Genomic DNA, 26,996 nt, shown 5'->3' on the forward strand with positions numbered 1-26,996 from the left:
GGTGCACGGCCGGGGGCCGCGGGCGGCAGTCGCCCGCGGCCCCCGGCCGCCTCGTCGCTCGTCAGGTGTCGAGCAGGCCGTGCTCGCGGACCAGCCGGCAGACGGCGGTCAGCCGCAGTGCGGCGAAGTCGTGGCCGTCCGGCGCGCGCCAGTCCGCCTTGCGGAGGCCGTCGGTGAAGCCCAGCACGTAGTCGGCGAGCAGCTCGCGCGGCGCGGTGCGCGGCTCGAGCCCGGGGGAGGGCGGCGCGAGCGCGTCGCACACCGCGGCGGCGTGCTGGTCGAGCGCGGCGGTCAGCCCCGGCTCTGCCGCACACGCGGTCAGCCGTGCCGTGTACGCGGACACCAAGCCGGCCAACGGGCAGCCGGCGGCGCCGCCTTCCGGATATATGTCCATCGCACCACGGTAACCCGGCGTGTCGTACAAATACCGCAAAACGGGACTGCAAGCATCGGGGCATGAGCGACGACGACGCCTGGTACTACTGCCTCAAGCACAGCACCGTCGAGCACGGCCCGGGCTGCCGCGCGACCGACCGGCTCGGCCCGTTCCCGGACGAGCGGACCGCGGCGCGCGCCCTGGACCTCGCCGCCGAGCGGACCCGCGACGAGGACCGCAAGGACGAGGAGTGGAACGGCTAGCGGGGGATCCGGGGCGGGCCCGGCCGGGTGTGCGGCGCCGGGTGCGCCGCCGTGTTCCGGCCGGCCTGCGGGCAGGGCGAGGGGCGGGTTCCGCGCACTCCGGACGGTCGGAACCGCTCGGTTTCCCTGGCCCTAGAACCTGTTCTATTGTTCTCCTGCGTGATCGGCCCGCCACGGGGGTGCGGGGCGGCCGCCCTGGCGCCGGCGCGTCCAGGCCGGGCCTCGGCGGGCCGGTTCGCGCCGGCGTCCAGTGACACGTGTCATCGCGCCGCCCAGGCGTAGAGCGTGCCGCCCTGCGTGAAGCCGGTGTAGGCGCCGCACTTGACCGTCGCCTTGTGCCGCGAGCCCTTCGGGAACCAGCCCGCGTGCAGCTTGGGCCTGTGGTGCGTCGGCGGCGCGGGGACGCAGTCGGCGGGGAGCGCGCCGCCGGGCAGCCGGGCCGCGAGCAGTCGGTCGTCGCCCGTGGTCGTCGTCTTGTAGCGGACCTTCGTCGCGCCGTCGGGCAGCCAGCTCGGCACCGACGCGTGGGCGGCCTTCGCGGCCTCGCCCGTCGGATAGGACGACTCCTGCTCGTGGCGGCCGGACCACTCGTTGGCCATCGGCACCCCCACCATCGCGCCGATCCCGACGACCGCGGCTGCGGTCGCGGCGACGACCAGGCCGGCCTTGAACATGCGTGTTCCTTCCGTGGGGTGGGGACTGCGTGGTTCATGATCCCGACTCGGCGGCGCGGCGCGCGTCCGCTTGCGGGGTGGTCCTGGGGTGTGTCGCTTGGGTCCGGAGGACCAGGGCGGGGTCAGACCTGAGGCGCACGCCGGGACCGGGTCGAATACGAGGTCCATACCAATATGGTCTGGACCATTCCGTTCCGAGGGTCCGCATGGATAGGGTGCGTGGCTACCGCGTATTAAGACGCGCTTAAAGAGCGCGTGTCCGCGTACGTCCGCAGGATGCACGCAGACCCGCACAACCCCCGTATTTCCGCCGCACTTCCGAAGCCCCCGGCACCGGAGACCGCGCATGTCGAACCCGCACAGTGGCAGAACCGACGAACGACCTGGCCCACTCGTGGCGCCGGAACCCAGGGCGCGCCTCGGCGCGTCCCAGGACGGCGATCCGCCGGGCCACGCCCACCGCGCCGCCCGCCGGTCCCGTGGGCTGGGCTTCTGGATTCCCGTGGCCGCGCTCCTGATCGCCGGCGCGGCGGCGTACCCCGTGTACCTCCTCGTCGGCGACAGCGGTTCCGTCGATGCCGGCTCCGGCCAGGCCGGCACGTGTCTCGCGCCGTTCGGGGGCTTCCTCCCCGAGGCGCAGCGCCCCGCGACCGTGGACTGCGCCTCCGCGCAGGCCCGTTGGATGATCACGGCGGTCCTCCCGCCCACGGCCGAGGGCGCCCCCTGCCGGAACCTGGCCGCGGACAAGGGCTACCAGGCCGGCTTCGAGTGGCGTGACGGCGACGGCAAGACGCTGTGCCTCACGATGACGCCGAACACGACGTACGAGGACTTCGACAACGTCGGGACCCAGCCCTGGGGCTTCAACCGCGCGGACTTCGACGCCCTGAAGCAGAAGCTGCTGGCCGCGACCGGCCAGAACCACCCGGGGGCGAAGACCGGGGGATAGGGAGAAGACCGCCCGGCGGGTGGCCCACGGGGGTCACCCGCCGGGCGCGTCTGGTGGTGCCGGGCGACCCGGTGGGCGCCCGCATCCCCGTCGCCGCCACGCGGTTCACCCGGCGTGCGTGCGCGTGTCGCGGCACCGGTTGTGCGCCGGGGCATACGGTGGGCGCATGGCTGTCCGACTCCTGTGGTTTCGCCGTGACTTGCGGCTCGGCGACAATCCCGCGCTGCACGCGGCCGCAGGCGTGTTCGACGGTGAACCCGCCACCGTGCTGCCGGTGTTCGTCGTCGATCCGGCGTTGTGGCGGCCCGCGGGGAACGCGCGTCAGGCCTATCTGGTGCGGTCGCTGCGTGCGCTCGACGACGCGTTGCGGGAGCGCGGCGGGGCGCTGGTCCTACGGCACGGAGCACCCGCCCAGGAGATCGCGCGCCTGGCCGCCGAGGTCGGGGCCGACGAGGTGCACGCGGCGGCGGACTTCGGGCCGTACGGCCGCGAGCGGGACGCGGAGGTCGAGGAGGCGCTCGCACCCGCCGGGGCACGGCTGGTGCGTACCGGCTCGCCGTACGCCGTCGCACCCGGCCGGGTCGCGAAGCGGGACGGCAGCCCCTACCGCGTCTTCACACCGTTCCTGCGCGCCTGGACCGACCACGGCTGGCGGGCGCCGCTGCCGGAGCCCGAGGGCGTGGACTGGCTTACCGCGCCCGGGGATCCGCTGCCCGACGAGCCGGCCGCGCCGCGCTACCTGCCGCTCGCGGGCGAGGAGGCCGCGTACGCGCACTGGTCCGCGTACCGCGACGGAGGCCTCGCCAAGTACGCCGAACTGCGCGACCGCGCCGACCTGCCCGGCACCTCGCGCCTGTCGGTGCACCTGCGCTTCGGCGAACTGCACCCGCGCACCCTCCTCCACGAGGCGGGTGCGTCCGCCCAGGCGTTCCGCTCCGAACTGTGCTGGCGCGAGTTCTACGCCGACGTTCTGTGGCACCACCCCGAGAGCGCCCGCTCCTACCTGCGCCCGGAGTTCGCGCGCATGGACCACGACACGGGCGACGACGCCGACGGGCTCTTCGACGCTTGGCGCGCCGGGCGCACCGGCTTCCCGTTCGTCGACGCGGGCATGCGCCAGCTGCTGGCCGAGGGCTGGATGCACAACCGCGTACGCATGGTCGTGGCGTCCTTCCTCGTGAAGGACCTCCACCAGGAATGGACGCGCGGCGCCGCGCACTTCATGAGCCGCCTGGCCGACGGCGACCTGGCGTCCAACAGCCACGGCTGGCAGTGGGTCGCGGGCTGCGGCACCGACGCCGCGCCGTACTTCCGGATCTTCAACCCGGTCGCCCAGGGCCGCAAGTTCGACCCGGACGGCGACTACGTCCGCCGCTACGTCCCCGAACTCCGCGGCGTCCCGGGCGCGGCCGTCCACGAACCCTGGAAACTCCCCGGCGGCACCCCCGCGGGCTACCCGCCCCCGGTCGTCGACCACGCCGAGGAACGCGCCGAGGCCCTCGCCCGCTACGCCCGGGTCCGCGACCAGAGCCGCGCGGCCGACTGAAGGGTCGGCCCGGGCGCTCCCCACCCCGCCTTCACGGCAGGTCGCTGTCGCCTCCCACGTTGTGGATCATCCGCCGCAGCACCCGCATCGTCACCACGAAGTCCGCGTCGTCGACCCCGTCGTGTATCCGCGCCGTCGCCCGCGCCATCCGCTCACGCGTCCGCGCGAGCCCGGTCTCCCCGGCCGACGTCAGATCGAGCACCCCACCCCGTTCGACCAGCCACCCGCGCGCCACGAGTTCGGCGAACACCGGCTCGAAGGCGACCCCCGGATCGGCGAACGGTTGGAGCCGCCGCGCGAGGTCCTCGGGCGTCCACGCGCCGGGGGACCCGTCGACGTGATTGAGCGTCCACCAATGCGGCTGCCCCAGCTGCTCCTTGGCGAGCGTGGCGCGCAGATGCGTGATGACCGCCTTGTGCGCGACGCCGGACCAGTAGCCGATCGGCTGCGCGGCGAGGGCTGTGTCGGAGTACTCCGTGATCGTCATGGCCAGAGACTAGGAGTTGAAGTCAACTTCAAGTAAAGGGCCATGGATCACCGTGATCGCGACCGTCGGGACACAGCACAGAAGTTCGGGATTTCCCCAACCAGCGGGCAGCCCGCGCCCTAGCATGAGGCGGGGATCACCCGCACGCCTCCGACGCGCTGTTGTGCGCCGCGCGTGCGCGTGCGCGGGGGACGAGGGGGCGCGTTGGCCGACGAACCAGTGACCGATGTGCGCGAACGACTCGGCAGCCTGATCGACGACCTGTGGGACAGGCCGTGCGATGTGTGCGTGGACATCTCCGCCGAGGACGAGGCGATTGAGGTCGGCGGCCTCGTCCAGGAGCGCCTTTCGGCCGATCCGAGCCTTGCGGCCGTCATGCTGCGCCTCGACAAGACCCATGACGTCGGTCCGGTCACCCGTCGCTCGCTCGCCGTCGCCGAGGGGCTGGCCGGGAGCGGCGGCGCGGAGACAGCCGTCGGCGACGGCGCCGAACTCCCCGGCCGCTCCACCCGGTTCCGAGTGATCGAATTCTCCTGTCCGGACTGCCACGCACGCGTCCTGCGCTCCTACTACGACGAGCGCTGTCTGCCTCTCTGCCCCGACCACGGTGTGATGGAGCTGGTGCGGTGAAACTCGACGGCGCGCTGCAGCCGCCATCCGCGCTCGGCGCGGGGAGACGCGTTTTCCTCGTCGGCTATCTCCCCACATATGCCGCGCTGCTGTTCCTGCTCACGCTGGCATGGGCGGGGGCCCGCGCCTGGCGGCCACCCGTTCGCGGCGGGCTGCATTTCACGGACGCCTGGGAAACGGCCGCCCAGCTCGGCGTCGGTGAGGTGCTGGCGATCGCTCTCGCGGTGACCCTCATCGCGGTGGTGTCCCAGCCTCTGCAGTTGGCCATGGTGCGGCTCCTGGAAGGCGACTGGCCGAGCCGACGCGCCACTGAGTGGGCCCGGAACCGGCAGATCGCGCGACGGCGACCCTTGGTGGACGCCGCGGAACTGCCCGCGCCCGGAGCCGCCCCGCCCACCGACGCCGAAGTGCAGGCCGCTGGGCACGCGGGCGCGGAACTCCGACGCAGGTACCCGCTGCCCGACCACCTCGTCCGCGCGACCGCGCTCGGGAACGCCCTGACCGCCGCCGAGGACACCGCGGGCAGCTGGTACGGCCTCGACGCGGTCGTCGCCTGGCCACGTCTGTACCCGGTCCTCGGCGACGCTGTGCGTGCCGTCGTCGACGACCAGCGCGACCGACTGGACGCCGCCGCCCGCATGGCGGTCACGATGGCCGTGACCACGGTGGCCACCGTGGTGCTGCTCATCCGCACTGAATGGTGGCTGCTTCTCGCGCTCGTCCCCGCGGTACTGGCCGTGGCCGCTTACCACGGCGCGGTGCATATGGCCCGCGCATACGGCCAGAGCATCCACGTCGCGTTCGACCTGCACCGCTTCGACATGCTCCAGGCCCTCGGCGTGCCGCGTCAGGCGTCCGTCGCGGCCGAGCGGACGTGGAATCGGCGGCTGTGCGACCTGTGGCGCCAAGGGGTGCCGCTCCCAGACGACTTCCGCTACACCGGCGCGGATCCGACCGGAGGTCAGCCATGAGCGTCCTGCCCTACTCGCTGATCGTCGGTCAGCGCGAGCTCGACACCGCGCTGCGGGTGGCGTACGTGAACCGCGCCGTCGGCGGTGTACTGGCGGTGGGCCCGCGCGGCACCGCCAAGACCACCATGGTGCGGGCCTTCACGGACATGGTGACCGACACGCTGCCCGTCGAACTGCCGCTGGGCGCCACCGAGGACCGCGTGATCGGCGGTTGGCAGATCGACCAGCTGATGAAGGGGAAGACCGAGGAGAAGGACGGCCTGCTGGTCGAGGCGTCGAATTCCCCGTCCGGGCTGCTCTACGTCGACGAGGTCAACCTCCTCGACGACCACCTCGTCAACATCATGCTGGACGCCGTGGCCACCGGACACGTCGAGATCCAGCGCGAGGCCCGGTCGGAGCGGGTCGCCGTGAAGTTCACGCTGGTCGGCACGATGAACCCCGACGAGGGCGGGCTGCGGCCGCAACTGCTCGACCGCTTCGGCCTGGTGGCGGGCGTGCGGTCGACCGCGTCCGGTGAGGCGACTCCGGACGCGGGGATGGACGAGCGCGTCGAGGTACTCCGCAACGTGCTCCGTTACGAAGCCGAACTGGACGACCCCCACTCCGCGTTCGTCAACGACGCGCGGGCGCGCAACGCCCTGGTCAAGCGCAGCCTCGACGCGGCCCGCGACCTGCTCGCCGAGGTGCGTCTCGATGACGACATCCTGGAGATGTGCGCCCAGCTGGCGCAGGTGTTCAACGCCGAGGGGCACCGGGGCGCACTCGTCCTGGCGCGCGCGGCGCGCGCCGTCGCAGCGATCGAGGCTGAGCCGCAGGTGGTTCCCGGCCACGTGCGTGACATCGCCAAACTCGCGCTCGCACACCGCCGCGGACTCGCGGAGACCGGCAGCATGCCCGACTGGACCGAGGAGGACGAGAAGAAGATCGACGCGGTGCTCCCACCGCCCGAGGACTGACCGATGGGGACCCCGGAGGAGGAGCGGCCCCTGCAGCGTGCGCTGCGGCTGATCGCGTACGTGGCCGCCGAGCCGCGCGTCGGCGGTGTGCTGTTGCTCGACGTCGACGGACTGCTGCTCGACATGGTCGCCGAACGCCTCGCGGCCCGGCTCGCCGAGAGCCTGCCCGGGCGCGAGGACCAGGGGAACATCCCTGGCGCGCCCGCGCCGTCGGGCATCGCGACGCAGGGCGACCCGGGGGCGGACGACGCCGTGGGCGGTCACCGGCGTACCGGCACGGGTGTCGTCACCCTCGGTGCCTGGACCCGTGAGGAGCACCTGTGGCTGCGCATGGGGATCACGCCGAAGGGTTTCCGGCAACGCCCGGGGCTGCTCGTCGAAGACCCTGCCGAGCCGCCGTCGGTGATCGTCGTTCCCGACCTCGCGCACGCTTCCGCCGCCGTGCTGCGCGCCGCCGTCACCATGGTGGGCGCCACAGTCGCGAGCGCCGAGACCGCCGGGCAGAGCCAGCGCTGGCGGCCGCGTGCCGTCTGGCTGGCCGGGGTGCGCAAGGCCGACGCCTCGACGCTGTCGCCCCACTTGACGGACCGTTTCCCGATCCGGATCGATGCCTCGGACTGGCGGCGGGACGTCGGCGGACTCGACCCGTTCGAGGACCTGTCCGACGCCGAGCTCGGCCGTCTGGTGCCGCCGCTGCCCGTGGCGCCACAGCCTGGACGGCTGCCCTCGATGTCGGACGCCGCGGTGCTGGATGTCGTCCACCGTGTCCCCGGTAGCCCCGGCCCGCGCCGCGACCTCGCGCTGGCACGCATCGCCCGTGCCGTCGCGGCCGAGGCCGGCGCCTCCGAGGTCGCGTCGGCGCACGTCGAGGAGGCGGCCGGGCTGCTCGACATCACCTTGGCCCCCCGCGCGGCCGCGAAACGCCCGAAGGGCCGGCGCGCGAGACCACCCGAGGTCGTTGTCCAGCCCGTGGTGCCCGGCGGGGCGGAACGCGGCGCGACCGCCCCGGAGCCGGCCCCGCCGGCCGACCTGATCGACGTACACGTGCAGCAGCCCGCCGAACTTCCGGCCACCCCGGGCCGATTCGATGTGACTGCCGCCGTGTCGCTCTACATCGAGGACGACCCGGAGATTCTCGCGCCGCGGCGCACCCTGGTTCCCGAGGGACCGTGTTCGGCGCGCCGCGACCGGCGCGGCCGTGCTGTCGGCGTCGAGCCGTGCCGCGACATCCACGACATCGCCGTGGTGCCCACGCTCTTGGAGGCCGCGAAATTCCAGCGCGTGCGCCAGGGGCCGAAGGCCGGCCCGGGCCGCCTCGTGCTGAGCCCGGCCGATCTGCGGCAGTACCGCAAGCGCGGGAGGGCGTCCGCCGCGTTGGTGCTGGTCCTCGACCATTCGTGCCGCGGCGACTGGGACTGGCTTCCCGCGCTGCGGCGCCATCTGCGCTGGGCCCACGAGGTGGGCGCCGAGGTGGTGGTCGTCGAACTCGGCCACCGCGCGGGCCTGGCGGCGCTCGGCGCCGAGCGGTTCCGGGCCGATTCGATCGCCGACCCGCATGTCGGTTACGCGCTGGACCGCCGCCCGGCGTCCGGGACCGCGACACCGCTGGCACACGCGCTCGACGTGGCCGTGCACGAGACCCGCCGCTTCCTGCGCCACCTGCGCACCGGCAGCGGCCACGTGCGGCTGGTCGTCGTCACCGACGGCCGCGGCAACGTTCCGTTGGGAGCGAGTCTGCGTCGCCGGTTCCCCGACCCGATCGGTCGGGAAGGCGTCGAGGACGCGCTCGTGACCGCCGCCGTACTGCGCTCGTTCAAGCACGTGTCCGGCGTCGTCGTGGCGCCGGAGGTCGTCGGATGCCCGACACTGCCCGGCGAACTCGCGGACGCCATGGGTGCCCGGCTGACCGTGGTGCGTCGGGGCCCTGGCGCCACGACGGGGCGTGCGTCATGACGCCGTCCCGGCCGGGCGGCGCGCTGCGTCTCGTCGACGGTGACGACGCCGTCGAGGTGGCGCCCGCCGAGTCGGTTCCGCTGCCGGAAGGCACCGTCACCGACGTCGGCCCGCCGCGCGGGCTGCCCCCCAAGTCGGCAACGCTTAAAGGTGCTTTGCCCGATAATGTAGCGATGCTGCGCGTAGAACCCACGGGTACCGGGACGGACGAACGGTTCGCGCTGCACTTCCACCGCTACGGGAAGCAGTTCAGCGTGCTGGACGCTTTGGATCTGCGCGCGCAGCGCAGGAACGCCTTCAAGACCTTCGCCGAAGTAGCCGACACGGCCTATCGCGGGGAGGGATCGCTCGCGCCGGGCACGTGGAGCGATGCCCACGACGACCTCGTGTACAAGTGGAAGAAGCTGACCACACTCGGCACTTGGCTGTGCCCGCTCATCAGCGAGGGGGAGCACACCGAGCAACGGGTCGCCACGGCGGAGCGCGCGCACGCCGCCGCGGACCGCGCGGGCGACGCGGTCACGGCCGCGGAAGAGGCCCGGGAATCCGACTCGGCGAAGGCCGCCGGGCCACGCCTGATCATCATGGACACGACGACGTTCGAGATCCCGTGGGAGCTGTACTGCGCCGACCACGGAAGCGGATCGCCCGCTGCGCAGACCGGTCGCTATCTCGGCGCGTGCCTCCCGGTCGTGCGGTTGCCCGGGCTCGACGATGCCGGGCTGGGCCGGTACATCGACGGCCGGCGTACGGCGGACGGCGGCATGCTGGTGTACGACGCGCTCGGCCCGCAGGGTCCGCCCCGCCGCGACGACCCGTTCACGGCATACGAAGTCCGCTCCCGTGCGGTGTCGATGGACGACCTCGTCGACCGCCTGCGCACGGTCGACGACCTGCTGGCGTTCGTCCTGATCCGCTGCCACGGCACCTACGACGTGGGCACGAACACCGTAGCGCTCGGCGGTATGTCCTTGGTCAAGTTCTCCGCGAAGGACATGGCAGGGCTCGCGGCGAACGGCTCGGTCGTGCTGCTCAGCGCGTGTGGATCGGCTCGTCAGATCGGCGACCCGCCGGACAGCTTCGCGTTCACCTTCCTCCTCCGCGAGGCCAGCGCGGTCGTGGCCACCGTCGCGGACATCCCGGTCGCGAGCTCGCACGGGTTCGCCGTGCAGCTGATCCAGGAGGCCGCGCGGCAGCCCGGAGGGGTGGACGTGCCCCGCCGACTCATGGAGCATCGACGTAGGAAGACGGCGAGGCTTCAAGGGGACGGCGCCTCCGACACGGCCTACAAGGCCTTGTTGGTGGCCTTCATGTACACCTATTACGGGCACCTGCACACGACACTGCGGATCGCACGGCCGGACAAAGGGAGCCGGGATGCCTGACGACACCGGCGTCTCGCTGGCCCCCGTGGTCAGCTGGCCGCGCACCGCGGAGGTCGGCAAGCCCTACCTGGTCACCGTCGACGTGCGGCACGAATCCACGTGCGAAGCATGGCCGTACGACGCGGAGGAGTACGAGATCGGCTGCGTGCTCGACGGCAGGCCCGGCCTGTCCGTACGGTCGGTGGGGGAGACCACGCTTGTCGTGCACCGCTTCGGGGGTACCTACCAGCCCGCCCGGTTCGTTGCCGAAGCGCTGGGCGCGCCCTCCGTCGACGCGCCCTGCGAGCTGCGGCTGACGCTGCTTACCGCGGGCGGGTTGCCGTTCCGCACGGACGCGTTGCCGGTTCAGGTGGTCCCCCCGATCGACGACACGGCCGACGACCGAATCAAGGTGCCGGACCATCGAGGCCCGCGATCGCTGCCGCGGCTGGACCCCGCCGCGCCCGCGCGGGGCCGGGGTCGCCGTTGGTACCGCCGTACCGTGCAGGTCATCGGCGTTTCCTCGCGCCGTGCGGACCAGGCGTACTGGGGTTGCCTCATCGCGCCCGATCTGGTGCTGACCACGTCGACCGCGGTGCGCGGCAGCCGCGGGGTCCAGGTGGTCAGTCGTGTGGACAAGGCCGAGGGCCCGGGGCGCGTGGTGTGGGACGGCGCGGACAGCGTCGGCGACGTGGCTCTCGTCCGCGCGCCGGGCATCGCCTCCGACGTCGCGCCGGTGCGCTGGGGGCGGCGGATCTCCAGGTCCGGACCGATCGGCTGCCGCATCATGGCGATGCAGGACTCCTGGGCGCAGATGCTGGACGCCGAGATCCGCGACCAGCCGCAGCCCGCCGACGGCTACTGGCAGGCATGCGCGACGAACTGGCCGTGGCCGCTGCACGTGACGCGGGACGACAGATGGAAGGGCATGGGCGGAGTCCCGTTGTTCTGCGGTGAGTTGCTTACGGGAGTCGTGGTGGGCACGCGGATGCGGCCCCCGCATCGAGTGTTCCTCGACGTCCTGCCCGCACAATGGCTGTGCCAGGACGCCGACTTCCTCGCCGCGCTCACGGAGTCCGGGGCGGCCGCGGCGCCGCTCGCGGAGCCGCTGGAGCTGCCGGGCACCGCGGGCCCGCCGCAGCGCCCCGCCGGCGAGCCGGATTCGTGGGAGGAACCGCCGGATCACGTCCTGCTTGCCGCTCTGGACGCGCTCGAACCGTGGTGGACGGCAGAAGGCACCGCCGCGCGCCTCCTGCACGGCCCCGGCCGGACCGGGAAGACACGGATCGCCGCCGAAGTGGCCCGCAGACTCCGAGCCGACGGCTACGCCGCGGTGTGGTTGGACGCCGCCGCGCCGCCCGCCCGACTGCGGCACCTTGCCGAGGCCACGGTCCCGATACTGGTCGTTCTGGACGACGTGGAGGCGCGCGGCACGCATTGGCGCGCGATGCTGGACCGGCTGGGCGAGGCGTCCGGCGGACGTGACGTCAAAGTGCTCGCGCTGGGACGCCATCCGGACCCCGACCTCGACGGGTACCCCGGCGTCGACGCGGCGAATGTCGGCCTCGTCGGCGTCGTCGGCCGCTGATGGCGTCCGTGGGCCGGTCGGACACGGCGGGGCCGGGACGGTGTGTCGTCCCGGCCCCGCGGAGTTCGGCGCGGGTCAGCCCAGTTCGTTGCCCAGGATGGAGATGAAGGAGACCATCTCGCCCGGGTAGCCGCCCAGGTTGTGGGTCAGGGCGAGCTTGCGGTCCGTGGCCGGGATGCGGCGGTTCTCCGGGGCGTCGCCGCGGAGTTGGAGCCAGGCCTCGAACATCATGCGGAGGCCGGAGGCGCCGACGGGGTGGCCGAAGGACTTGAGGCCGCCGTCGGGGTTGACCGGGAGGCGGCCGTCGAGGTTGAAGGCCCCCGCGAGGACCTCCTTCCAGGCGGTGCCGCGGTCGGCGAACTGGAGGTCCTCCATGAGGACCAGTTCGGTCGGGGTGAAGCAGTCGTGCACCTCGGCCATGGCGATCTCGTTGCGCGGGTCGGTGACGCCGGCCTGGGCGTAGGCGTCCTTCGCGCAGGCCGCGATCTCCCAGAAGGTGGTGTAGTCGTACTCGGGGTCGATGACGCCCGAGCCGTTGCCCGCGACCATCGACAGCGCCTTGATGAACAGCGGCCTGTCGGTGTACTTGTACGCGTCCTCGGCCCGCACCACGATGGCCGCCGCGGCACCGTCCGCGACGCCCGCGCAGTCGAACACGCCCAGCTGGCCGGCCAGCTTCGGCATCGCCGAGATCTTCTCGGGCGCGATCTCCTTGCGGAACTGCGCGCGCGGGTTGCGGGCGCCGTTGTAGTGGTTCTTCGAGGCGATGTGGGACAGGACCGCCCGCATCTCCTCCTCGGAGACGCCGTACTTGTGGCCGTACGCGGGCGCCACCATCGAGAACATCGCCGCCGCGGTGAGCGTGCGCGCGGTGCCGTCGCCGGGGACCGGGAAGGCGTTCAGGCCCTGGTAGCCGCCGTCCTTGACCTTCTCGACGCCGATCGCCATGGCGACGTCGTAGGCGCCCGACGCGACCGCGTACGCGGCCTGCCGCAGCGCCTCCGAGCCGGTCGCGCACATGTTCTCGACGCGCGTGACGGGCTTGTTCTGGATCTGCAGCGGCTTGGACAGCACCATGCCGCTCATGCCGGTCTGCGCTGTGCCCAGCCAGAACGCGTCGACGTCGTCCTTCGCGATGCCGGCCGACGCGAACGTCTCCTGCGCGGCGTCGATCAGGAGGTCGTCGGCGCCCTTGTCCCACGCCTCGACGAAGGGCGTGCAGCCCATGCCGACGATCGCGACGCGGTCCTTGATGCCGTGGGATCCCATGCTCAGGCCTCCGTCTCGGTCGCGGCGGCGGCGGTCCGGACGGGACGCGCCTTCCAGAAGTAGTTGTGGATGCCGTCGGCGGTGCCGATGCGGCGGAACGTCAGCTCGACGCGGTCGCCGATCGCGACCTGGTCGGCGTCCATGTCGGTCAGCTCGATCGGCAGGCGGCCCCCACCGTCGAAGTCGACGACCGCGAACACCACCGGCGGGGACGGCGAGTAGGCCATCCGGTCGATCGTGAAGGTCTTGACCGTGCCGAGCGCGTCCGCCATCGGGATCGCGTCCATGTCGTCCACCGTGCCACCGCGCATCGAGACGCGCGCGGGCGGCAGGTGCACCGCGCCGGAGGAGCGGTCCTGCGAGCCGACGAGGCCGAACTTCCAGTCCGTCGACCGCACCGCGGCGGACGACGAGGTACGCGCCGGCTCGGGCCGGCGCGGCGGCTCGACCTGGAGCGTGCCGCGCCAGGCCAGGAACTTGCCGTACGCGATCGGCGCACCGCCCGCGACCTGCTCGGCGACCGGCCGGACCGGCGTGTACGAGCCGAGCGCCTCGGTGGTGCGGAACAGGAACACCTCGGCGCCGTCCGACAGCACGACGACGGCGACGACCTTGCCGGCGGCGGCGTCCGTCCCCGCGAGGGTGTCGAGGACGGAGGCCAGCAGCACACCCGGGTGCGCCGCGCCGGTGGTGCCCACGGTCGCGGCGAGGTCGTCCGCGAGCACCCCCTCGCGCACGCCCAGCTTGCGGCCGAGGCCGGCCACGGCGCGCGCGTGCAGGCCGGTGACCACGGCGTGGTCGACCTGGTCGGCGGTCAGGCCGGTCGACTTGAGGGCGTCGGTCCAGGCCTGGCGTCCGGCGGCGAGGTACTGGTTCTCGCCGAACTTGTCCTCCCACAGCTTCGACCGGGTCTCGCCCGGCGCGCGCCAGCGGTCGACGAACTCGGCGGTCGCCGACGCGCCGCCCAGGTACTCGGCGACGAGCGCGCCGTCGCCCGCGCCGCCGACCAGCAGCGCGGACGCGCCGTCGCCGCCGGCCGCCTCGTCGCCGGAGCCCGGCAGCCCGCCGCGGATGTCCGAGCCGATCACCAGCGCGGTCGAGCCGCCCTCGAGGGCGAGCCGCAGCACACCGGCCGCCGAGCGCACCGAGCCGGTCGCGTCGATCGCGGGCACGCCCGCGTCGAGGCGCAGCGCGGCGTGGATCGCGGTGGCGTTGGTGCGGTCCGCGTACGCGGGCGTCACCGTCGCGAAGAGCAGCGCGCGCGGCGCGGCGCCCGGGGTGGCGCGCAGCGCGTACCGGGCGGCCTCGACGCCGAGGGTCGTGGTGTCCTCGTCGAACGAGGCGACGGTACGGGTACCGCGCCCGCCGCCGGTGCCCGCGACCGGGGCGATGCCCTTGCGGTCGAGCCGCCGGTACGGCAGGTAGGCGCCGTAGCCCAGGATGCCGCGCACGGCCCCTCCCTGGTTCGGTGTCGTCATCGTGGTCAGTACCGTCGCTTCCGCTCGTCGGCGCTCGCCGTGCGGCGAGTCGTCGCTGTCCAGTAGGTCGGGTGGGTCGGGTGGGTCCGCTTGCTCGGGCCGAACCCGGGTGCGGGCGGCGTCAGCCGGTCGCCCCGTTCTCGGCGAGGCGGGCGATCTCCTCGTCCGACAGGCCCAGTTCGTCGCGCAGGATGGCGGCCGTGTGCTCGCCCAGCCACGGGACCCGGGTCTCGGGGCCCTCGGCCATCTTGGAGAGCTTGACCGGGTTGCCCGGTGCGAGCACCGGGTCGGGGTGGCCGTCGGTGCGCTCCATCTCGACGACCATGTTGCGGTTCTTGATGTGCTCGTCCTCGATGACGTCGCCGGGGTTGTACACCGGGCCGGACGCCACGCCCACCGCGCTCAGCGCGGCGCACGCCTCGAGGCGGGTCTTGTCGGCGGCCCACGCCTCGATGCCGGGCCGGATGACGTCCTCGACGTGGTTGAACCAGTCCTGCGGGCCGGCCAGCCGCGGGTCGTCGACCCACTCGGGGTGGCCGATCAGCTCGGCGAGGCCCTTGAACATGTGCGGGCGGCCGCACTGGATGATCAGGTAGCCGTCGAAGGCCTTGAAGGAGTGGTTGATCAGCGGCGCGAGGCCGGGGTCCTTCATGCCCATGGACCAGTAGCTGAGGCCGGCGTCGTTGAGCGCGACCATCGCGTCGTACATGGAGATGTCGACGTACTGGCCCACGCCGGTCTGGTCGCGGTGCCGCAGCGCGGCGAGCACGCCGATGATCGCGAACAGCGCCGAGCCGGTGTCGCCGAGCGCGCCGAGCGGCGAGACCGTCGGCGCGATGCCGGGGGTGCGCTTGAACTCGTACAGGCCGGCCATGCCCTCGGCGACCGGCGCGTACGCCGGCCAGCCGGCGTAGGGGGTCTCGGTGGTGTTGCCGAAGCCGGACACCGACAGGTAGACGGCGCGCGGGTTGATCTCCGCGATGTCCTCGTAGCCGAGCCCGAGGCGACCGGCGACCCCGGCCTTGAAGTTCTCGCAGACGATGTCGGCCTTCTTCGCGAGCTCCCGCACGATCTTCAGACCGTCGGGGTTCTTGAGGTCGACGGTGATGCTGCGCTTGCCGAGGTTGTTGCGCAGGAAGGTGATGCCGACCTTGCGGCCGTCGGGGTCGGTCATCGCGGGCAGCGAGCCGCGCCCGGAGTCGCCGACGCCCGGCGACTCGACCTTGATGACGTCGGCCCCGAGCCGTGCGAGCATCTGCGTGGCGTAGGGGAGCGCCTGCATCTGCTCGATGGCGAGCACCCGGATCCCGTCCAGGGGCTTGCCGAATCGCTGAAGGCCGTCGCCCGCGACCTCTCCGACGCGCATTGTGTCTCCGTCCATGGTGGTACCCGTTCCGGCCGGATGACCCGCCTGACCTGGGCATCCCCCACCCCGGCCAGGGGTTTCCACCCTGCCTTGCCACCATAGCTGACGGAGAGTCAGATCAGCAGGGGGCCCGGGCGTGACGGACGGCACCTCCGCCGCCCCGCGCCCGGGCCGTGACCTGCGGATTTCGGGGTGTGTCAGGGCCGCTTGGCCACCACGTCGATCTCGACCAGGAAGTTGTTCAGGTCCGAGCCGACCGTCGTGCGCACCGGGTACGGCTGCGGGAAGTACTCCCGGTAGACCTCGTCGTACGCCTTGAAGTCGCGCTGCAGGTGCTGCAGGTGCGTCGTCACCTTCACGACGTGGCTGAAGTCCAGCCCGGCCTCGGCGAGCACCGCCCCGAGGTTCCTGAGCACCTGGTGGGTCTGCGCCGCGACGTCGTCGCCGACCAGCGCGCCGGACGCGTCGAACGGCGCCATCCCGGCGGTGTAGACGAAGTCGCCGAGGTCGAGCGCCTGCGAGTACGAGCCGCCGGGCGGCGGGGCGTCGGGGCTGCGGAGTTCCTTGCGGGTCATGGTGTCGCTCTCCGAGAGGGGGGACGGACGGGGGACGGACGGAAACGGGGGAGGGGAGTGCGAGGCGCGCCGCGCGGGACGGACGGGAAAGCCTCGCCGGGTCAGCGCAGCACCGCCTCCTCCGCGTCGACCCGGTGCAGCAGCTCCAGCTCGGGGCGGCGCGGGAGGCCCTCCCAGTCGCCGGGCACGGTCACCGCGAAAGCGCCCGCGGCGGCCGCGGTCGCCAGCCGGGCCGGCACGTCCGCCCCCGCCAGCAGCTCCGCGAGGTAGCCGGCCGCGAACGCGTCGCCCGCGCCGACCGGGTCGACGGCGGCCACCCGGTGCACCGGGGCGTCGTACGCGACGCCGCCGACCACCGCGACGGCGCCGCGCGCGCCGCGCTTGAGCAGCACCTGCGCCGGGCCGAGCGCGGCCAGCGCGTGCGCGAGGGCGTGCGGCGGGGTGGCGGTGTGCCCGGGGCCCAGCACCAGGCGCGCCTCCTCCTCGGTCGCGAACACGACGTCGGCCCGTGCGACCAGGCCGCGCAGCACGGGCGCGGCCTCCTCCGGCGGCCACAGGGCCGCCCGGTAGTTGAGGTCGAGCGACACCAGGCCGCCGGACATGGCCACCGCCGCGTCGACCGCGTCGCGCGCCGACGCCGACAGCGCCGGGGTTATCCCGGTGACGTGCAGCAGCCGGCAGCCGCGGATAGCCTCGCCCGGCAGGTCGCCGACCGCCAGCCGGGACCCCGCGCTGCCCGCGCGGTAGTAGTGGACCTGCGTCGCGGTGCTCGTGCGGCGCGCCTTGACCATCAGCCCGGTCGACGCGCCGGGGTCGACGACCGCTCCGGTGATGTCGACGCCCTCGCCCGCGAGCACCGCGGTGACCAGTCGGCCGAACTCGTCGTCGCCGACCCGGCCGACCCACGCGGTCGGCACGCCCAGCCGGGTGAGACCGACCGCGAGGTTCGACTCCGCGCCGCCGACCGCGACGTCCAGGCTGCGCGCGTGCCGCAGCGGTCCTATGTGCGGCGTGCACAGCAGGACCATCGTCTCGCCGAGCGTGACGACCTGCGCCGCGCCGGCGTGCGTGTTGTTCACGTCCCCGTCCCGATCAGAAGTAGGTGCGCAGCAGGTCCACGACGCGGTGGTCGTCGTCCACCACGGGGACCACCCGCCACTTGTCGAACGCGGTGCACGGGTGGGAGACCAGCAGCCGCACGGTCTCGCCGGGCACGAGCCGCGCGCCGTGGGTCTCGACGTAGGCGTGCTGGTCGTCGAGCTTGACCACCACCGCGTCACCGGCCGGGCGCAGCGCCCCGTCCGTGCCGCGGACGTCGGCGGGCACGGGCAGGCCCAGGTCGAACGGGACGTCGCGGCGGCCCGCGCCGAGCACCGCGAGGCCCGGCTCGGGCGCGGACAGCACCTGCGCCCACACCTCCAGCGCGCCCGCCAGGCCGCCTTCGTCCGGGTGCCGGTTGAACGGCGTCGAGCGCAGGTAGTAGCCGTCGTCGTGCGAGACGTAGGCGCCGCTGCGCAGCAGGACGCGCCGGCCGGGGAGCCCGCCGAGCACGTCGACGACGGCGTCGAACCACGAGCTGCCGCCGGCCGACACGACCGGCGGGCCGACGGATGCGGGGACGAGGTCGGCGACGGCGTCGCCGAACGCGACCAGTTCGCGCATCCACGCGGTGACCGCGTCGGTGTCCGGCAGGCCGCCCTCGTAGCCGGCGACGCCCGCCAGGTCCAGGCCGTCCGCCTCGGCGACCGCGCGGGCGACGGCGACGGCCGCGTCGTGCGAGCGGCAGCCGGTGCGTCCGCCGGGCCGGCCGAGCTCGACCAGGACGGACAGCCGTCCGCCCGGGACCGCCGCGGCCGCGCGTGCGGCTTCGGCGACGCCCTCGGGGGAGTCGACGTAGAACAGGAACTCCCAGCCGTCGCGGGTCTGTTCGGCGGCCCAGCGGAGCGCGCGCCCGTCCAGCAGTTCGTTGGCCAGCAGCACGCGCCGCACCCCGAACCGCCGTACGGCCAGTGCCTGGTTGGCGGTGGCCACGGTGATGCCCCACGCCCCGGCGGCCAGCTGCGCCGCGAAGAGCTTGGGCGCCATGGTGGTCTTGCCGTGCGGGGCGAACAGCACGCCGTGGCGGCGCGTGTACTCGGCCATGGTGGCGATGTTCGCGTCCAGCGCGGACTTGCGCGCCACCATCACCGGATAGGTGAACGGGCCGTCGAACAGGCCGAGTTCGCCGGACGCGAGGACGCTCTCGGGGACGTCCTCCGCGGTGAGCCACAGCCCCTTGTCGAGCGCGGTGTACGTGTCGGCCGCACGCCCGCCCGGGTCGGGTGTGCCGGGCGCGATGCCCGGTGCGTAGCGCGGCGGTTCGGGCGCGAGTCCGCCCGCGACGTCGGTGCGTTCCTGGCGCGGTGCGCCGCCGGGCACGGTACTCATCGGGTCGCCCCCAGGGTCCGGGAGATGCGCTGCGCGGCCGCGGCGACCGCCGGGCCGAGTTCGCGGACCCGCGCGGCGGTGACGCGCGAGGTGAGTCCGGAGACCGACATCGCGCCGGTCACCTGGTTGTCGTGGTCGAAGATCGGCGCCGCCACGCAGCGTACCTCCGGTTCGTTCTCGCGGTCGTCCACGGAATAGCCCCGGCTGCGGATGCGCGCCAGCTCGCCGCGCAGCGCGTCGGGTTCGGTCAGCGTACGTGCGGTGACGGCGGGCAGCCCGGCGGCGACGACCTGCGCCACGACCTCCTCGGGCAGCCAGGCGAGCATCGCCTTGCCGACCGCCGTGCAGTACATGGGCGCGCGGGAGCCGATGCGCGAGGCCATGCGCACCTGCGTCTCGTTCTCGACCTTGTCGATGTAGACGACGTGCGGCGCGTCGGGCACGCACAGGTGCACGGTGCCGCCGAACTCCCGCATGAGGCGGTGCGCGTCGTCGGACGCGACGGTCCGCAGGTCGAGCCCGGCGAGGTAGGCCTGCCCCAGCGCGAGCGCGCCGGGCCCGAGCCGGAAGTGCCCGGACTCGCGGTCGCGGGCGAGCAGCTGGCTGTCCACGAGCGGGGTGGCCAGGCGCAGCACGGTGCTCTTGGACAGGCCGAGCCCGTCGGCCACTTGGGTGAGCGTGAGGCCGGGCGTGGCGCGCGCGTGGTCGCGCACGTACTCCAGGACCTGGAGCGCGCGGCGCAGGGACGCGGACTGGTTGCGCTCGGCCGGGCCGGCGGCGGGGGTCGTCGTGCTCATGGTGGTGCCGCCTTACCTGGGTCGCAGCGGTCGGCCGGGGGTGTGGCCGGTGAGCCGCCCCGCGGCCAGCACCGGAACGCCCGCGACGAGGACGTCGTCGACGCCGTCGGCGGGGCGGCGGGCGGCGCCGTAGTCGGCGCGGTCGGCGATCTTCGCGGGGTCGATGACCGCGAGGTCGGCGGCCGTTCCGGGGCGCACGAGGCCGCGGTCGGTGAGCCCGAAGCGGCGTGCCGGATGCGCGGCCAGGTGCACGGCGGCCTGCTCCCACGTCCAGTCGCCGAGTTCGACGACGTGCCGCGCGAGCAGCCGGGCGAACGCGCCCCAGCCGCGCGGGTGCGGGCTGCCGCCGATGTAGATGCCGTCGGAGCCGCCGATGTGCGCGGGGTGCCGCAGCAGGGCGCGCACGGACGCGTCGGAGTTGGTGGGCGGCTGGTCGAATACCGCGCCGGCCTGGAGCCCGGTGGCGATCAGGAGTTCGGCGCAGAACGCGGCGGGGCTGGCGCCGACCGCGCGGGCGGCCTCGACAAGGCGCATGCCCTCGGCCCACGCGAAGTCCTCGGCGGGGACGTGCGCGAGGGTGATGCGCGGCCACAGCGCGGGGTCGGTCTCGGCGGCGATGCGGGCGCGCACCCGGGGGTCGGCGAGCGTGTCCAGCGTGCGGTCGGGGTCGGGGTCGTCCAGGTCGCGCGGCAGGGCGACCATCGCGAGGATGCTGCACCCGCGCAGGTACGGGTACGCGTCGAAGGTCAGGTCGACGCCGTCGCGGCGGGCGTCGTCGACGAGCGCGATGAGTTCGTCGGCGGGCCCGTGGTAGTGCGACACGTGGGTCGGGACGCCGGACGCGCGGGCGACCGCGAGCAGTTCGGTCATCGCGCCGGAGGCGGCGGCCTCGTAGCCGCGCATGTGCGACACGTGCGGCAGGCCGCGGCGCGCCGCGACGCGGGTGAGCGCGGCGAGTTCGGCGGTGTCGGCGTAGCGGCCCGGCACGTACTCCAGGCCGGTGGAGACGCCGCACGCGCCCTCGTCGAGGGACCGCTCGACCAGGTCGGCCATCGCCCGCAGGTCGGCCTCGTCGGCGGGCCGCGCGGTGGCGCCCAGCACGCTGTGCCGCACGGTGCCGTGCGGCACGAGGTAGGCGGTGTTGAGCCGGGTGGTGCCGGAGTAGGTGGCCAGCAGGTCGGCGACGCCGACGGGTCCCTCGCCGAGTCCGGGGTGGGTGCCGTTGACGGCGGCGAAGTAGCGCGTGACGTAGGCGAGCGCGGCGGGGGTGGCGGGCGCGAAGGACAGCCCGTCCTGGCCGAGCACGAAGGTGGTCACGCCCTGGCGCAGCGCGGCGAGCTGCACGTCGGGGTCCAGTACGAGGGCGTCGCCGTGGACGTGCGCGTCGATGAAGCCGGGCGCGACGTAGCGGCCGGTCGCGTCGATCTCGTGCGCGGCCTGGGCGCCGGGAAGTGCGCCGACGGCCGCGACGCGCCCGTGGTCGACGGCGACGTCCGCGCGGAAGGCGGGCGCGCCGGTGCCGTCCAGCACCCAGCCGCCTTTCAGCAGTACGTCGAACACGCACTTCCTCCCGATCGGTCTAGACCATCGTCCACCCAGGGGGTGGTGACCAGGGACGTTACGGCCAAGCTCGCCGCACGTGCCAGTTTCGCAGCACCGAGTTTTGCAGTGCACAACCTTCGCCGCGGGATATTGCCGCCGTGTGAAGCGCCTCCCTAACGTCCCGCATCACGCCGCACCGGACCGTCGGCGGGCGCTCGGAACTCAGTCGGGGGCTTAGGAGGAATGTCGTGAAGATCCGCAGATGGGCCCTGCTCGCCGTGAGCGGCGCGGTACTCGCCGCCGCCTCCGCGTGCGCGCCGGGCACCGCCGCCAAGTCCGAACCGAAGAAGGACGAGCAGACCGGCACGGTCAAGGTGTGGCTCTACAACGAGGCCAAGCCCGAGCCCAAGACCAAGGTCGTCGACGCGGCGGTCGCGGAGTTCAAGGCGCAGCACCCCGGCGTCACCGTCGAGGTCAGCTACATCCCCACGGACGCCGGGCCGCGCGCCGAGAAGATGAAGGGCGCGTTCAACGACCCCAACAGCGCCCCCGACGTCGTCGAGTTCGGCAACACCGACCTGTTCGGGTACGTCGCCGCGGGCGGTCTCGCCGACATCGGCGCCGACCTCGCAGGCTGGTCCGAGGCCGGGGACCTGCCCAAGGACCTCAAGGACACCGCCCTCGTCAACGGCGTCCAGTACGGCATGCCGTGGTGGCTCGGGATCCGCTCCCTCTACTACCGCACCGACGTGTTCACGGAGCTCGGCATCAAGCCGCCCACCTCCTACGCGGAGCTCGTCGAGGCCGCCACGAAGGTGCGCGCCGCCAAGCCCGACCTGTTCGGCATAGCCGTCGGCGGCAAGTACACCTTCGGCGCGCTCCCGTTCGTGTGGGCCGCGGGCGGCGACCTGGCGACGCAGCAGGGCCAGGCCTACACGGCCGCGGTCGGCTCGCCGCAGGCGCAGGCCGGCGTCAAGGCGTACACCGACCTGTTCACCAAGGACATCTGCCCGGCCGAGCAGTGCGTCGACATGACCGGCGGCAAGACCGTCGAGGCGTTCGCGGCGGGCAAGGCTGGCATGGCGATCCTGCCGAACTCCTCGCGCAGCGCCGTCGAGGCCGGCGCGGTCAAGGACAAGTACGGCGTCGTGCCGCTGCCCGGCACCGCCCCCGGCTCGATCGCCCCCGCGTTCTCCGGCGGCAACGACCTCGGCGTCATGAAGTCCTCGCCGCACCGCTCGCTCGCCGTCGACTTCATCAAGCTGCTGGCCGGCAAGAAGTACCAGCTCCAGATGTTCGACGCGATGGGCAACCTGCCCACGCTCGCGTCGGCCCGCGCCGACGTGGTCGCCAAGGACGCGTTCCTCAAGCCGTTCATGCAGACCCTCGACGCCGGCACCCGGTTCGTCCCCAAGGACGCCGCCTGGGCCAAGATCGACGCGCAGACCGTGGTGCCGACCATGCTCCAGAAGGTCATCACCGGCAAGGCCGACGTCGCCGGCGCCACCTCGGAAGCCGCGACCGCGATGAACGCGGCGTTCAGCGGGAAGTAGCGGCCGCCCGTGACCACAGCCACCGAGGCCCCCGCGCGGCCGCCGCCGACTCCCCGTACCGCTGGTCCTGCTGCTGCCGGCCGCGGTCGTCCTGATCCCGCTGTTCGGCTACCCGCTCTACCAGCTCGGCCTGCTGTCCTTCCTCGAGTACCGCCAGCCGCAGGCCTCCGCGGGCGCCGCCATCCGCTTCGTCGGATTCGACAACTACACCAAGCTGTTCGACGACCCGAAGTTCTGGGACGTGCTCACCCAGACCGTCGTCTTCGCGGCGGGCTGCGTCGTCGCCACCCTCGCCGTGGGCGCCGCGTTCGCCGTGCTGCTCACGCGCGTCGGCAAGTGGCCGCGGCTCATCCTGATGTTCTCCGCGCTCGGTGCCTGGGCCGCCCCCGCGATGACCGGCGCCACGGTGTGGATGTTCCTCTTCGACACCAACCTCGGCCTCGTCAACGACGTGCTCGGGATGGACGGCCACAACTGGATGTACGACAAGTGGCCCGCCTTCGCCCTGGTCGGCGCGGTCGTCGTGTGGCACTCCTTCCCGTTCGTCATGATCACGTTGTACGCCGGGATCCAGGCCATCCCCACCTCCGTCCTCGAAGCCGCCCGCCTCGACGGCGCCGGCACCTGGGCGACCTTCCGCCGCGTCATGCTGCCGATGCTGCGCCCGGTCCTGACCATCGTGGTCATCCAGTCGGTCATCTGGGACTTCAAGGTCTTCACCCAGGTCTACGTGATGACCGCCGGCGGAGGCATCGCCGGACAGAACCTGACCCTGAACGTGTACGCCTACCAACAGGCGTTCTCCGCCGAGGACTACAGCCTCGGCGCGGCCATCGGCGTCGTCATGACGCTCCTCCTGGTGGTCGTCACCGCCTTCTACATCCGCGCCCTGCGCCGCACCGGGGAGGGACTTTGATGCACGACCGGCGGGTCGGCCGCCTCGTCGCCAACACCGTCGCCGTCCTGGCCGCGGCGGTGGTCGCGTTCCCGCTCTACTGGATGGTGCTGTCCGCGTTCAAGCCGGACGACGAGATCAACTCGGCGCACCCGCGCCCGTGGACGTGGGCGCCCACGCTCGGCAACTTCCGCGACGCGCTCGGCGTCAACGGCTTCGGCGGCTACTTCCTCAACAGCCTGCTCGTCGCCAGCGTGGTCGTCGTGCTCTCGGCGGGCATCGCGTTCCTCGCTGCGGTCGCGCTGACCCGGTTCCACTTCAGGTTCCGCACCACGATCCTGGTGATGTTCCTCGTCGCCCAGATGGTCCCCGTCGAGGCGCTCACCATCCCGCTGTTCTTCCTGGTCCGCGACATGGGCACCGCAGTGCCGCAGATCGGGCTCAGCACGCTCGGCTCGCTGATGCTCGTCCACCTCGCGTTCTCGCTGCCGTTCGCGATCTGGATGCTCCGCGGCTTCGTCGCCGCGGTCCCCGACACCCTCGAGGAGGCCGCGCGGCTGGACGGCGCCAACCGGTTCACGATCCTGTGGCGCATCCTCTTCCCGCTCGTCGCGCCCGGCCTCGCCGCCACCAGCGTGTTCTCGTTCATCACGGCGTGGAACGACTTCGTCTTCGCCAAGACCTTCCTGCTCGACCCGGACACCCAGACTCTGCCGTCCGCGCTCATGGTGTTCTTCAAACCGGACGAGAACGACTGGGGCGGCATCATGGCCGCCTCCACCCTGATGACCGTCCCCGTGCTGGTCTTCTTCGTCCTCGTCCAGCGGCACATGGTTTCCGGCCTCGGCGGCGCGGTGAAGGACTGACCCCGTGAACCGAACGACGCTCGACGACACCGAGGCGCGACGCCGCCTGCCCGTCCCCCTGCCGCGCCGCCTGGAATGGCGGGACGCGGGCGCCTTCCGCCTCGACGCCGCGACCCGGCTCTGCGTCGTCCACGGCGACCTCGACACCGAGATCGCGTGGCTGCGCGCCGCGACCGGCCTGCCCCTGCCGCTCACCGACGACCCGCGGCCCGGCGTGATCCAGCTGACGGTCGACCCCGACCTGCCCGACGAGGGCTACCGGCTGCGCGTCGGCGGCGAGATCACCGTGGCCGGCGGCCCGGGAGGCGGCGTGTTCCGCGGCCTCCAGACGCTGCGGCAGCTCCTGCCGCCCTCGGCGCTGCGCCGGGCGCGGATCGACAGCGCGCCGTGGGACGTCCCGCACGTGGCCGTCGACGACGAGCCCCGCTACGCGTGGCGCGGCGTCCTCCTCGACGTCGTCCGCCACTTCCTGCCCAAGGCCGACGTGCTGCGCTTCCTCGACCTCATGGCGCAGCACCATCTCAACGTCCTCCACCTGCACCTCACCGACGACCAGGGCTGGCGCTTCGAGGTCCCCGGGTGGCCGAGACTCGTCGAGGTCGGCGCGTGGCGCGCGGAGAGCATGGTCGGCACCCGGCACACACCGCGCTTCGACGGCCGCCCGCACGGCGGCTACTACACGCGCGACGACCTGCGCGAGATCGTCGCGTACGCCGCCGACCGGCACATCACCGTGGTGCCCGAGGTCGACCTGCCCGGGCACGCGCAGGCCGTCCTCGCCGCGTACCCCGAACTCGCCGCCGGGGAGCCGCCGTCCGGGGTGCGCACCGGCTGGGGGATCTCCGACGCCGTGCTCACGGTCACCGACGAGGCGCTCGCGTTCTGCCGCGACGTCCTCGCCGAGGTCTGCGCGGTCTTCCCGTCCCGGTACGTGTGCGTCGGCGGCGACGAGGTCCCGCGCGGCCCGTGGCGCGCCGACCCCGCGGCCGCCGCCCGAGCCGCCGAACTCGGCCTGCCGGACACCGACGGCCTGCAACGCTGGTTCACCGCCCGGCTCGCCGAACTGCTCGCCGGGCACGGCCGCGTGCTGTTCGGCTGGGACGAGGTTCTCGAGGACGGCGCGCCCGACGGAGCGCTGATCGGCGGCTGGCGCGGCGAGCACGGCGTGCGCGCGGCCGCCCGCCGGGGCTTCGACGTCGTCGCCTGCCCGGACACCTCCGTGTACCTGGACTACCGGCAGGCCGACGGCCCCGACGAGCCGATTCCGATCGGCACGCTCGTCCGGGTCGAGGACGTCCACCGGTTCGAGCCGGTCCCCGACGGCCTCACCGCCGCCGAGGCCGCGCACGTCCTCGGCGGCCAAGCGGCGCTGTGGAGCGAGCAGTTGGACTCGGCGCGCGCCGTCGACTACGCCGCCTTCCCGCGCCTCGCCGCGTTCGCCGAGGCCCTGTGGACACCCGGCCCGCGCGACACCGACGAGTTCACGGACCGGCTGGCCCGCGACCACCTGCCGCGCCTGGACGCCCTGGGTGTCGAGTACCGGCCGCTCGCCGGGCCGCACCCGTGGCAGACCCGCCCCGACGCGCCCGGGCACCCGCGGCAACGCGCCGACCGAGAGGCGGAGTTGCTGGAGATGACGGCGCGGCTGCGGGAGGGATGAGCAGGCGCTTGGGCCATACGGGTGGAGTTCCCGCGCGTCGCCGCGTCATGATCCGAAACCACGTGCGAACCGGCGGATAGTCGGTCTATCCGACGGGCAGGCTGTCGGACGATCACTTCGGAGTCGCATCGTGACCACCCTCTCGGCACCCTCCCGGATCCGCGCGGGGCTCGCCCTCGTGGCGTCCCTGGCCGCCGCGGGCATCGCGGTCCTCGGCGTGCCCGGCAGCGCCGCGGCCGCCCCCGGCGACAACGGCGACGTCAAGATCCATTCCACGACCACCGCCGTCGACAACCCGAAGGACGAGCCGAAGGTCTGTCAGTTCTACCTGGACGCCTTCAACTTCGACGGTCTGCAGGAGGTCACCTACAACATCGACCCGCAGCCCGACCAGAAGGGCTCCGCCCACCTCTCCGGCAGCATCACGCTGGACGCCAACGGCGACGGCCACACCGGCACGCTGTCTCTGCCCGACGGGCAGTACAAGCTGGAGTGGACCTTCGAGGGCGAGAAGGGCGCGGGCAAGCACAAGGTCTTCAAGGTGTCCTGCCCGCCGGGCGGCACGACCGGCGGCGGGACCGTCCCGGGGGGCGGCGCCGACACCGGAACCGGTGCGGCGGCCGCGGGCATGAACCTCGGGCAGGCCGGCGCGGGGATCGCCGTCGCCCTGGGTGCGCTGTACGTCGGGACACGACTTCTGCGGCGAAACGGGCGGAACCGCCCGGGCAGCCGCTGACGAGGGCGTACGACGGTGATTCGGGACTCCGTCGTACGCGGCACCGGGCGGCCGGTCTCGGGGAGACCGGCC

24 protein-coding genes and 1 pseudogene are annotated in these 26,996 nt (G+C 73.2%); 14 read left to right on the plus strand and 11 right to left on the minus strand.

All coding sequences use genetic code 11. From position 1 onward, the window contains the following. Window positions 1-61: 61 nt before the first annotated feature. Window positions 62-394: a DUF6401 family natural product biosynthesis protein gene (locus tag QI554_RS42335; protein WP_281478494.1), complete on the minus strand. Its 333-nt coding sequence runs from the start codon at window positions 392-394 to the stop codon at window positions 62-64. 62 nt (window positions 395-456) lie between these two features. Between QI554_RS42335 and QI554_RS42340 the strand changes: the two genes are divergently transcribed. Then, window positions 457-639 carry a hypothetical protein gene (locus QI554_RS42340; RefSeq protein WP_281478496.1) on the plus strand — a complete coding sequence of 61 codons (183 nt, stop codon included), beginning with the start codon at window positions 457-459 and terminating at the stop codon, window positions 637-639. Between the two features lie 260 nt (window positions 640-899). Here the strand turns inward: QI554_RS42340 and QI554_RS42345 are convergent, their stop codons facing one another. Next, the gene (locus QI554_RS42345; protein ID WP_281478498.1) at window positions 900-1,313 is read right to left on the minus strand and encodes a hypothetical protein; all 414 of its coding nucleotides are present in this window, start codon (window positions 1,311-1,313) and stop codon (window positions 900-902) included. A gap of 502 nt (window positions 1,314-1,815) precedes the next feature. Here QI554_RS42345 and QI554_RS42350 point away from each other — a divergent pair. Then, a complete protein-coding gene (locus tag QI554_RS42350; protein ID WP_281478500.1) occupies window positions 1,816-2,262 on the plus strand; it encodes an LppU/SCO3897 family protein in 447 nt (148 codons plus the stop codon). A gap of 166 nt (window positions 2,263-2,428) precedes the next feature. After that, window positions 2,429-3,808, plus strand: coding sequence for a cryptochrome/photolyase family protein (locus tag QI554_RS42355; RefSeq protein WP_281478502.1), 1,380 nt, complete (start codon window positions 2,429-2,431; stop codon window positions 3,806-3,808). 31 nt (window positions 3,809-3,839) lie between these two features. On the opposite strand, the gene QI554_RS42360 is transcribed toward QI554_RS42355, so the two are convergent. Further along, window positions 3,840-4,295: a MarR family winged helix-turn-helix transcriptional regulator gene (locus tag QI554_RS42360; RefSeq protein WP_281478504.1), complete on the minus strand. Its 456-nt coding sequence runs from the start codon at window positions 4,293-4,295 to the stop codon at window positions 3,840-3,842. Window positions 4,296-4,499: 204 nt separating this feature from the next. Here QI554_RS42360 and QI554_RS42365 point away from each other — a divergent pair, with 204 nt between their 5' ends. From QI554_RS42365 to QI554_RS42390, 6 genes are read left to right on the plus strand one after another with little or no spacing between them, the layout of a single operon-like run. Next, complete coding sequence (locus QI554_RS42365; protein WP_281478506.1) at window positions 4,500-4,925, plus strand: hypothetical protein; 426 nt, start codon at window positions 4,500-4,502, stop codon at window positions 4,923-4,925. Further along, entirely contained in the window at window positions 4,922-5,896 is a 975-nt protein-coding gene (locus QI554_RS42370; protein ID WP_281478508.1) for a hypothetical protein, read from the plus strand. Before QI554_RS42365 ends, QI554_RS42370 begins: the two co-directional genes overlap by 4 nt. Beyond that, window positions 5,893-6,855, plus strand: coding sequence for an AAA family ATPase (locus tag QI554_RS42375; protein WP_281478510.1), 963 nt, complete (start codon window positions 5,893-5,895; stop codon window positions 6,853-6,855). Before QI554_RS42370 ends, QI554_RS42375 begins: the two co-directional genes overlap by 4 nt. A 3-nt stretch (window positions 6,856-6,858) precedes the next feature. Beyond that, window positions 6,859-8,808 (plus strand): hypothetical protein, encoded by a 1,950-nt coding sequence (locus tag QI554_RS42380; RefSeq protein WP_281478512.1) that lies wholly within the window; start codon window positions 6,859-6,861, stop codon window positions 8,806-8,808. After that, entirely contained in the window at window positions 8,805-10,193 is a 1,389-nt protein-coding gene (locus QI554_RS42385; RefSeq protein ID WP_281478514.1) for a hypothetical protein, read from the plus strand. Before QI554_RS42380 ends, QI554_RS42385 begins: the two co-directional genes overlap by 4 nt. Next, window positions 10,186-11,760, plus strand: a complete 1,575-nt coding sequence (locus QI554_RS42390; protein ID WP_281478516.1) for a hypothetical protein — start codon at window positions 10,186-10,188, stop codon at window positions 11,758-11,760. Before QI554_RS42385 ends, QI554_RS42390 begins: the two co-directional genes overlap by 8 nt. 75 nt (window positions 11,761-11,835) lie before the next feature. On the opposite strand, the gene QI554_RS42395 is transcribed toward QI554_RS42390, so the two are convergent. The 8 genes from QI554_RS42395 to QI554_RS42430 form a co-directional block, all read right to left on the minus strand. Further along, window positions 11,836-13,029 carry an acetyl-CoA acetyltransferase gene (locus QI554_RS42395; RefSeq protein ID WP_281478518.1) on the minus strand — a complete coding sequence of 398 codons (1,194 nt, stop codon included), beginning with the start codon at window positions 13,027-13,029 and terminating at the stop codon, window positions 11,836-11,838. 2 nt (window positions 13,030-13,031) lie between these two features. Beyond that, window positions 13,032-14,480: an OB-fold domain-containing protein gene (locus QI554_RS42400; protein WP_281478520.1), complete on the minus strand. Its 1,449-nt coding sequence runs from the start codon at window positions 14,478-14,480 to the stop codon at window positions 13,032-13,034. 148 nt (window positions 14,481-14,628) lie between these two features. Then, complete coding sequence (locus QI554_RS42405) at window positions 14,629-15,873, minus strand: CaiB/BaiF CoA transferase family protein (RefSeq protein WP_281478522.1); 1,245 nt, start codon at window positions 15,871-15,873, stop codon at window positions 14,629-14,631. 197 nt (window positions 15,874-16,070) lie between these two features. Then, window positions 16,071-16,448 carry a RidA family protein gene (locus QI554_RS42410; protein ID WP_281478524.1) on the minus strand — a complete coding sequence of 126 codons (378 nt, stop codon included), beginning with the start codon at window positions 16,446-16,448 and terminating at the stop codon, window positions 16,071-16,073. A gap of 101 nt (window positions 16,449-16,549) precedes the next feature. Then, window positions 16,550-17,527, minus strand: coding sequence for a sugar kinase (locus tag QI554_RS42415; protein WP_281478526.1), 978 nt, complete (start codon window positions 17,525-17,527; stop codon window positions 16,550-16,552). Window positions 17,528-17,540: 13 nt separating this feature from the next. After that, entirely contained in the window at window positions 17,541-18,875 is a 1,335-nt protein-coding gene (locus QI554_RS42420; protein WP_281478528.1) for an alanine racemase, read from the minus strand. Then, the gene (locus QI554_RS42425; RefSeq protein WP_281478530.1) at window positions 18,872-19,672 is read right to left on the minus strand and encodes an IclR family transcriptional regulator; all 801 of its coding nucleotides are present in this window, start codon (window positions 19,670-19,672) and stop codon (window positions 18,872-18,874) included. The genes QI554_RS42420 and QI554_RS42425 overlap by 4 nt, the downstream gene beginning before the upstream one ends. Window positions 19,673-19,684: 12 nt before the next feature. Continuing rightward, window positions 19,685-21,232 carry an N-acyl-D-amino-acid deacylase family protein gene (locus QI554_RS42430; protein ID WP_281478532.1) on the minus strand — a complete coding sequence of 516 codons (1,548 nt, stop codon included), beginning with the start codon at window positions 21,230-21,232 and terminating at the stop codon, window positions 19,685-19,687. Between the two features lie 230 nt (window positions 21,233-21,462). On the opposite strand from QI554_RS42430, the gene QI554_RS42435 reads away from it, so the two are divergent. From QI554_RS42435 to QI554_RS42455, 5 genes and pseudogenes are all read left to right on the plus strand, one after another. Then, a complete protein-coding gene (locus QI554_RS42435; protein ID WP_281478534.1) occupies window positions 21,463-22,767 on the plus strand; it encodes an extracellular solute-binding protein in 1,305 nt (434 codons plus the stop codon). Between the two features lie 22 nt (window positions 22,768-22,789). After that, window positions 22,790-23,683 (plus strand): annotated as a pseudogene (locus QI554_RS42440) (carbohydrate ABC transporter permease); the annotation flags it as partial. Continuing rightward, on the plus strand, window positions 23,683-24,528 hold the full coding sequence (locus QI554_RS42445) for a carbohydrate ABC transporter permease (RefSeq protein ID WP_281478536.1): 846 nt from the start codon (window positions 23,683-23,685) through the stop codon (window positions 24,526-24,528). The pseudogene QI554_RS42440 and the gene QI554_RS42445, both read left to right, overlap by 1 nt. Before the next feature lie 4 nt (window positions 24,529-24,532). Then, window positions 24,533-26,188 (plus strand): beta-N-acetylhexosaminidase, encoded by a 1,656-nt coding sequence (locus QI554_RS42450; protein ID WP_281478538.1) that lies wholly within the window; start codon window positions 24,533-24,535, stop codon window positions 26,186-26,188. 130 nt (window positions 26,189-26,318) lie between these two features. After that, a complete protein-coding gene (locus tag QI554_RS42455) occupies window positions 26,319-26,924 on the plus strand; it encodes a hypothetical protein (protein ID WP_281478540.1) in 606 nt (201 codons plus the stop codon). Window positions 26,925-26,996: the final 72 nt, after the last annotated feature.

Source organism: Yinghuangia seranimata (assembly GCF_029953285.1).
GTDB classification, from domain to species: domain Bacteria; phylum Actinomycetota; class Actinomycetes; order Streptomycetales; family Streptomycetaceae; genus Yinghuangia; species Yinghuangia seranimata.

What these genes read in the sequence shown, in the direction of transcription:
- QI554_RS42355 (WP_281478502.1), top strand. Translation starts at nt 2,429, where the DNA reads ATGGCTGTCCGACTCCTGTGGTTTCGCCGTGACTTGCGGCTCGGCGAC.
- QI554_RS42425 (WP_281478530.1), bottom strand. Translation starts at nt 19,672, where the DNA reads ATGAGCACGACGACCCCCGCCGCCGGCCCGGCCGAGCGCAACCAGTCC.
- QI554_RS42375 (WP_281478510.1), top strand. Translation starts at nt 5,893, where the DNA reads ATGAGCGTCCTGCCCTACTCGCTGATCGTCGGTCAGCGCGAGCTCGAC.
- QI554_RS42385 (WP_281478514.1), top strand. Translation starts at nt 8,805, where the DNA reads ATGACGCCGTCCCGGCCGGGCGGCGCGCTGCGTCTCGTCGACGGTGAC.
- QI554_RS42335 (WP_281478494.1), bottom strand. Translation starts at nt 394, where the DNA reads ATGGACATATATCCGGAAGGCGGCGCCGCCGGCTGCCCGTTGGCCGGC.
- QI554_RS42395 (WP_281478518.1), bottom strand. Translation starts at nt 13,029, where the DNA reads ATGGGATCCCACGGCATCAAGGACCGCGTCGCGATCGTCGGCATGGGC.
- QI554_RS42410 (WP_281478524.1), bottom strand. Translation starts at nt 16,448, where the DNA reads ATGACCCGCAAGGAACTCCGCAGCCCCGACGCCCCGCCGCCCGGCGGC.
- QI554_RS42420 (WP_281478528.1), bottom strand. Translation starts at nt 18,875, where the DNA reads ATGAGTACCGTGCCCGGCGGCGCACCGCGCCAGGAACGCACCGACGTC.
- QI554_RS42380 (WP_281478512.1), top strand. Translation starts at nt 6,859, where the DNA reads ATGGGGACCCCGGAGGAGGAGCGGCCCCTGCAGCGTGCGCTGCGGCTG.
- QI554_RS42345 (WP_281478498.1), bottom strand. Translation starts at nt 1,313, where the DNA reads ATGTTCAAGGCCGGCCTGGTCGTCGCCGCGACCGCAGCCGCGGTCGTC.
- QI554_RS42360 (WP_281478504.1), bottom strand. Translation starts at nt 4,295, where the DNA reads ATGACGATCACGGAGTACTCCGACACAGCCCTCGCCGCGCAGCCGATC.
- QI554_RS42390 (WP_281478516.1), top strand. Translation starts at nt 10,186, where the DNA reads ATGCCTGACGACACCGGCGTCTCGCTGGCCCCCGTGGTCAGCTGGCCG.
- QI554_RS42405 (WP_281478522.1), bottom strand. Translation starts at nt 15,873, where the DNA reads ATGCGCGTCGGAGAGGTCGCGGGCGACGGCCTTCAGCGATTCGGCAAG.
- QI554_RS42340 (WP_281478496.1), top strand. Translation starts at nt 457, where the DNA reads ATGAGCGACGACGACGCCTGGTACTACTGCCTCAAGCACAGCACCGTC.
- QI554_RS42445 (WP_281478536.1), top strand. Translation starts at nt 23,683, where the DNA reads ATGCACGACCGGCGGGTCGGCCGCCTCGTCGCCAACACCGTCGCCGTC.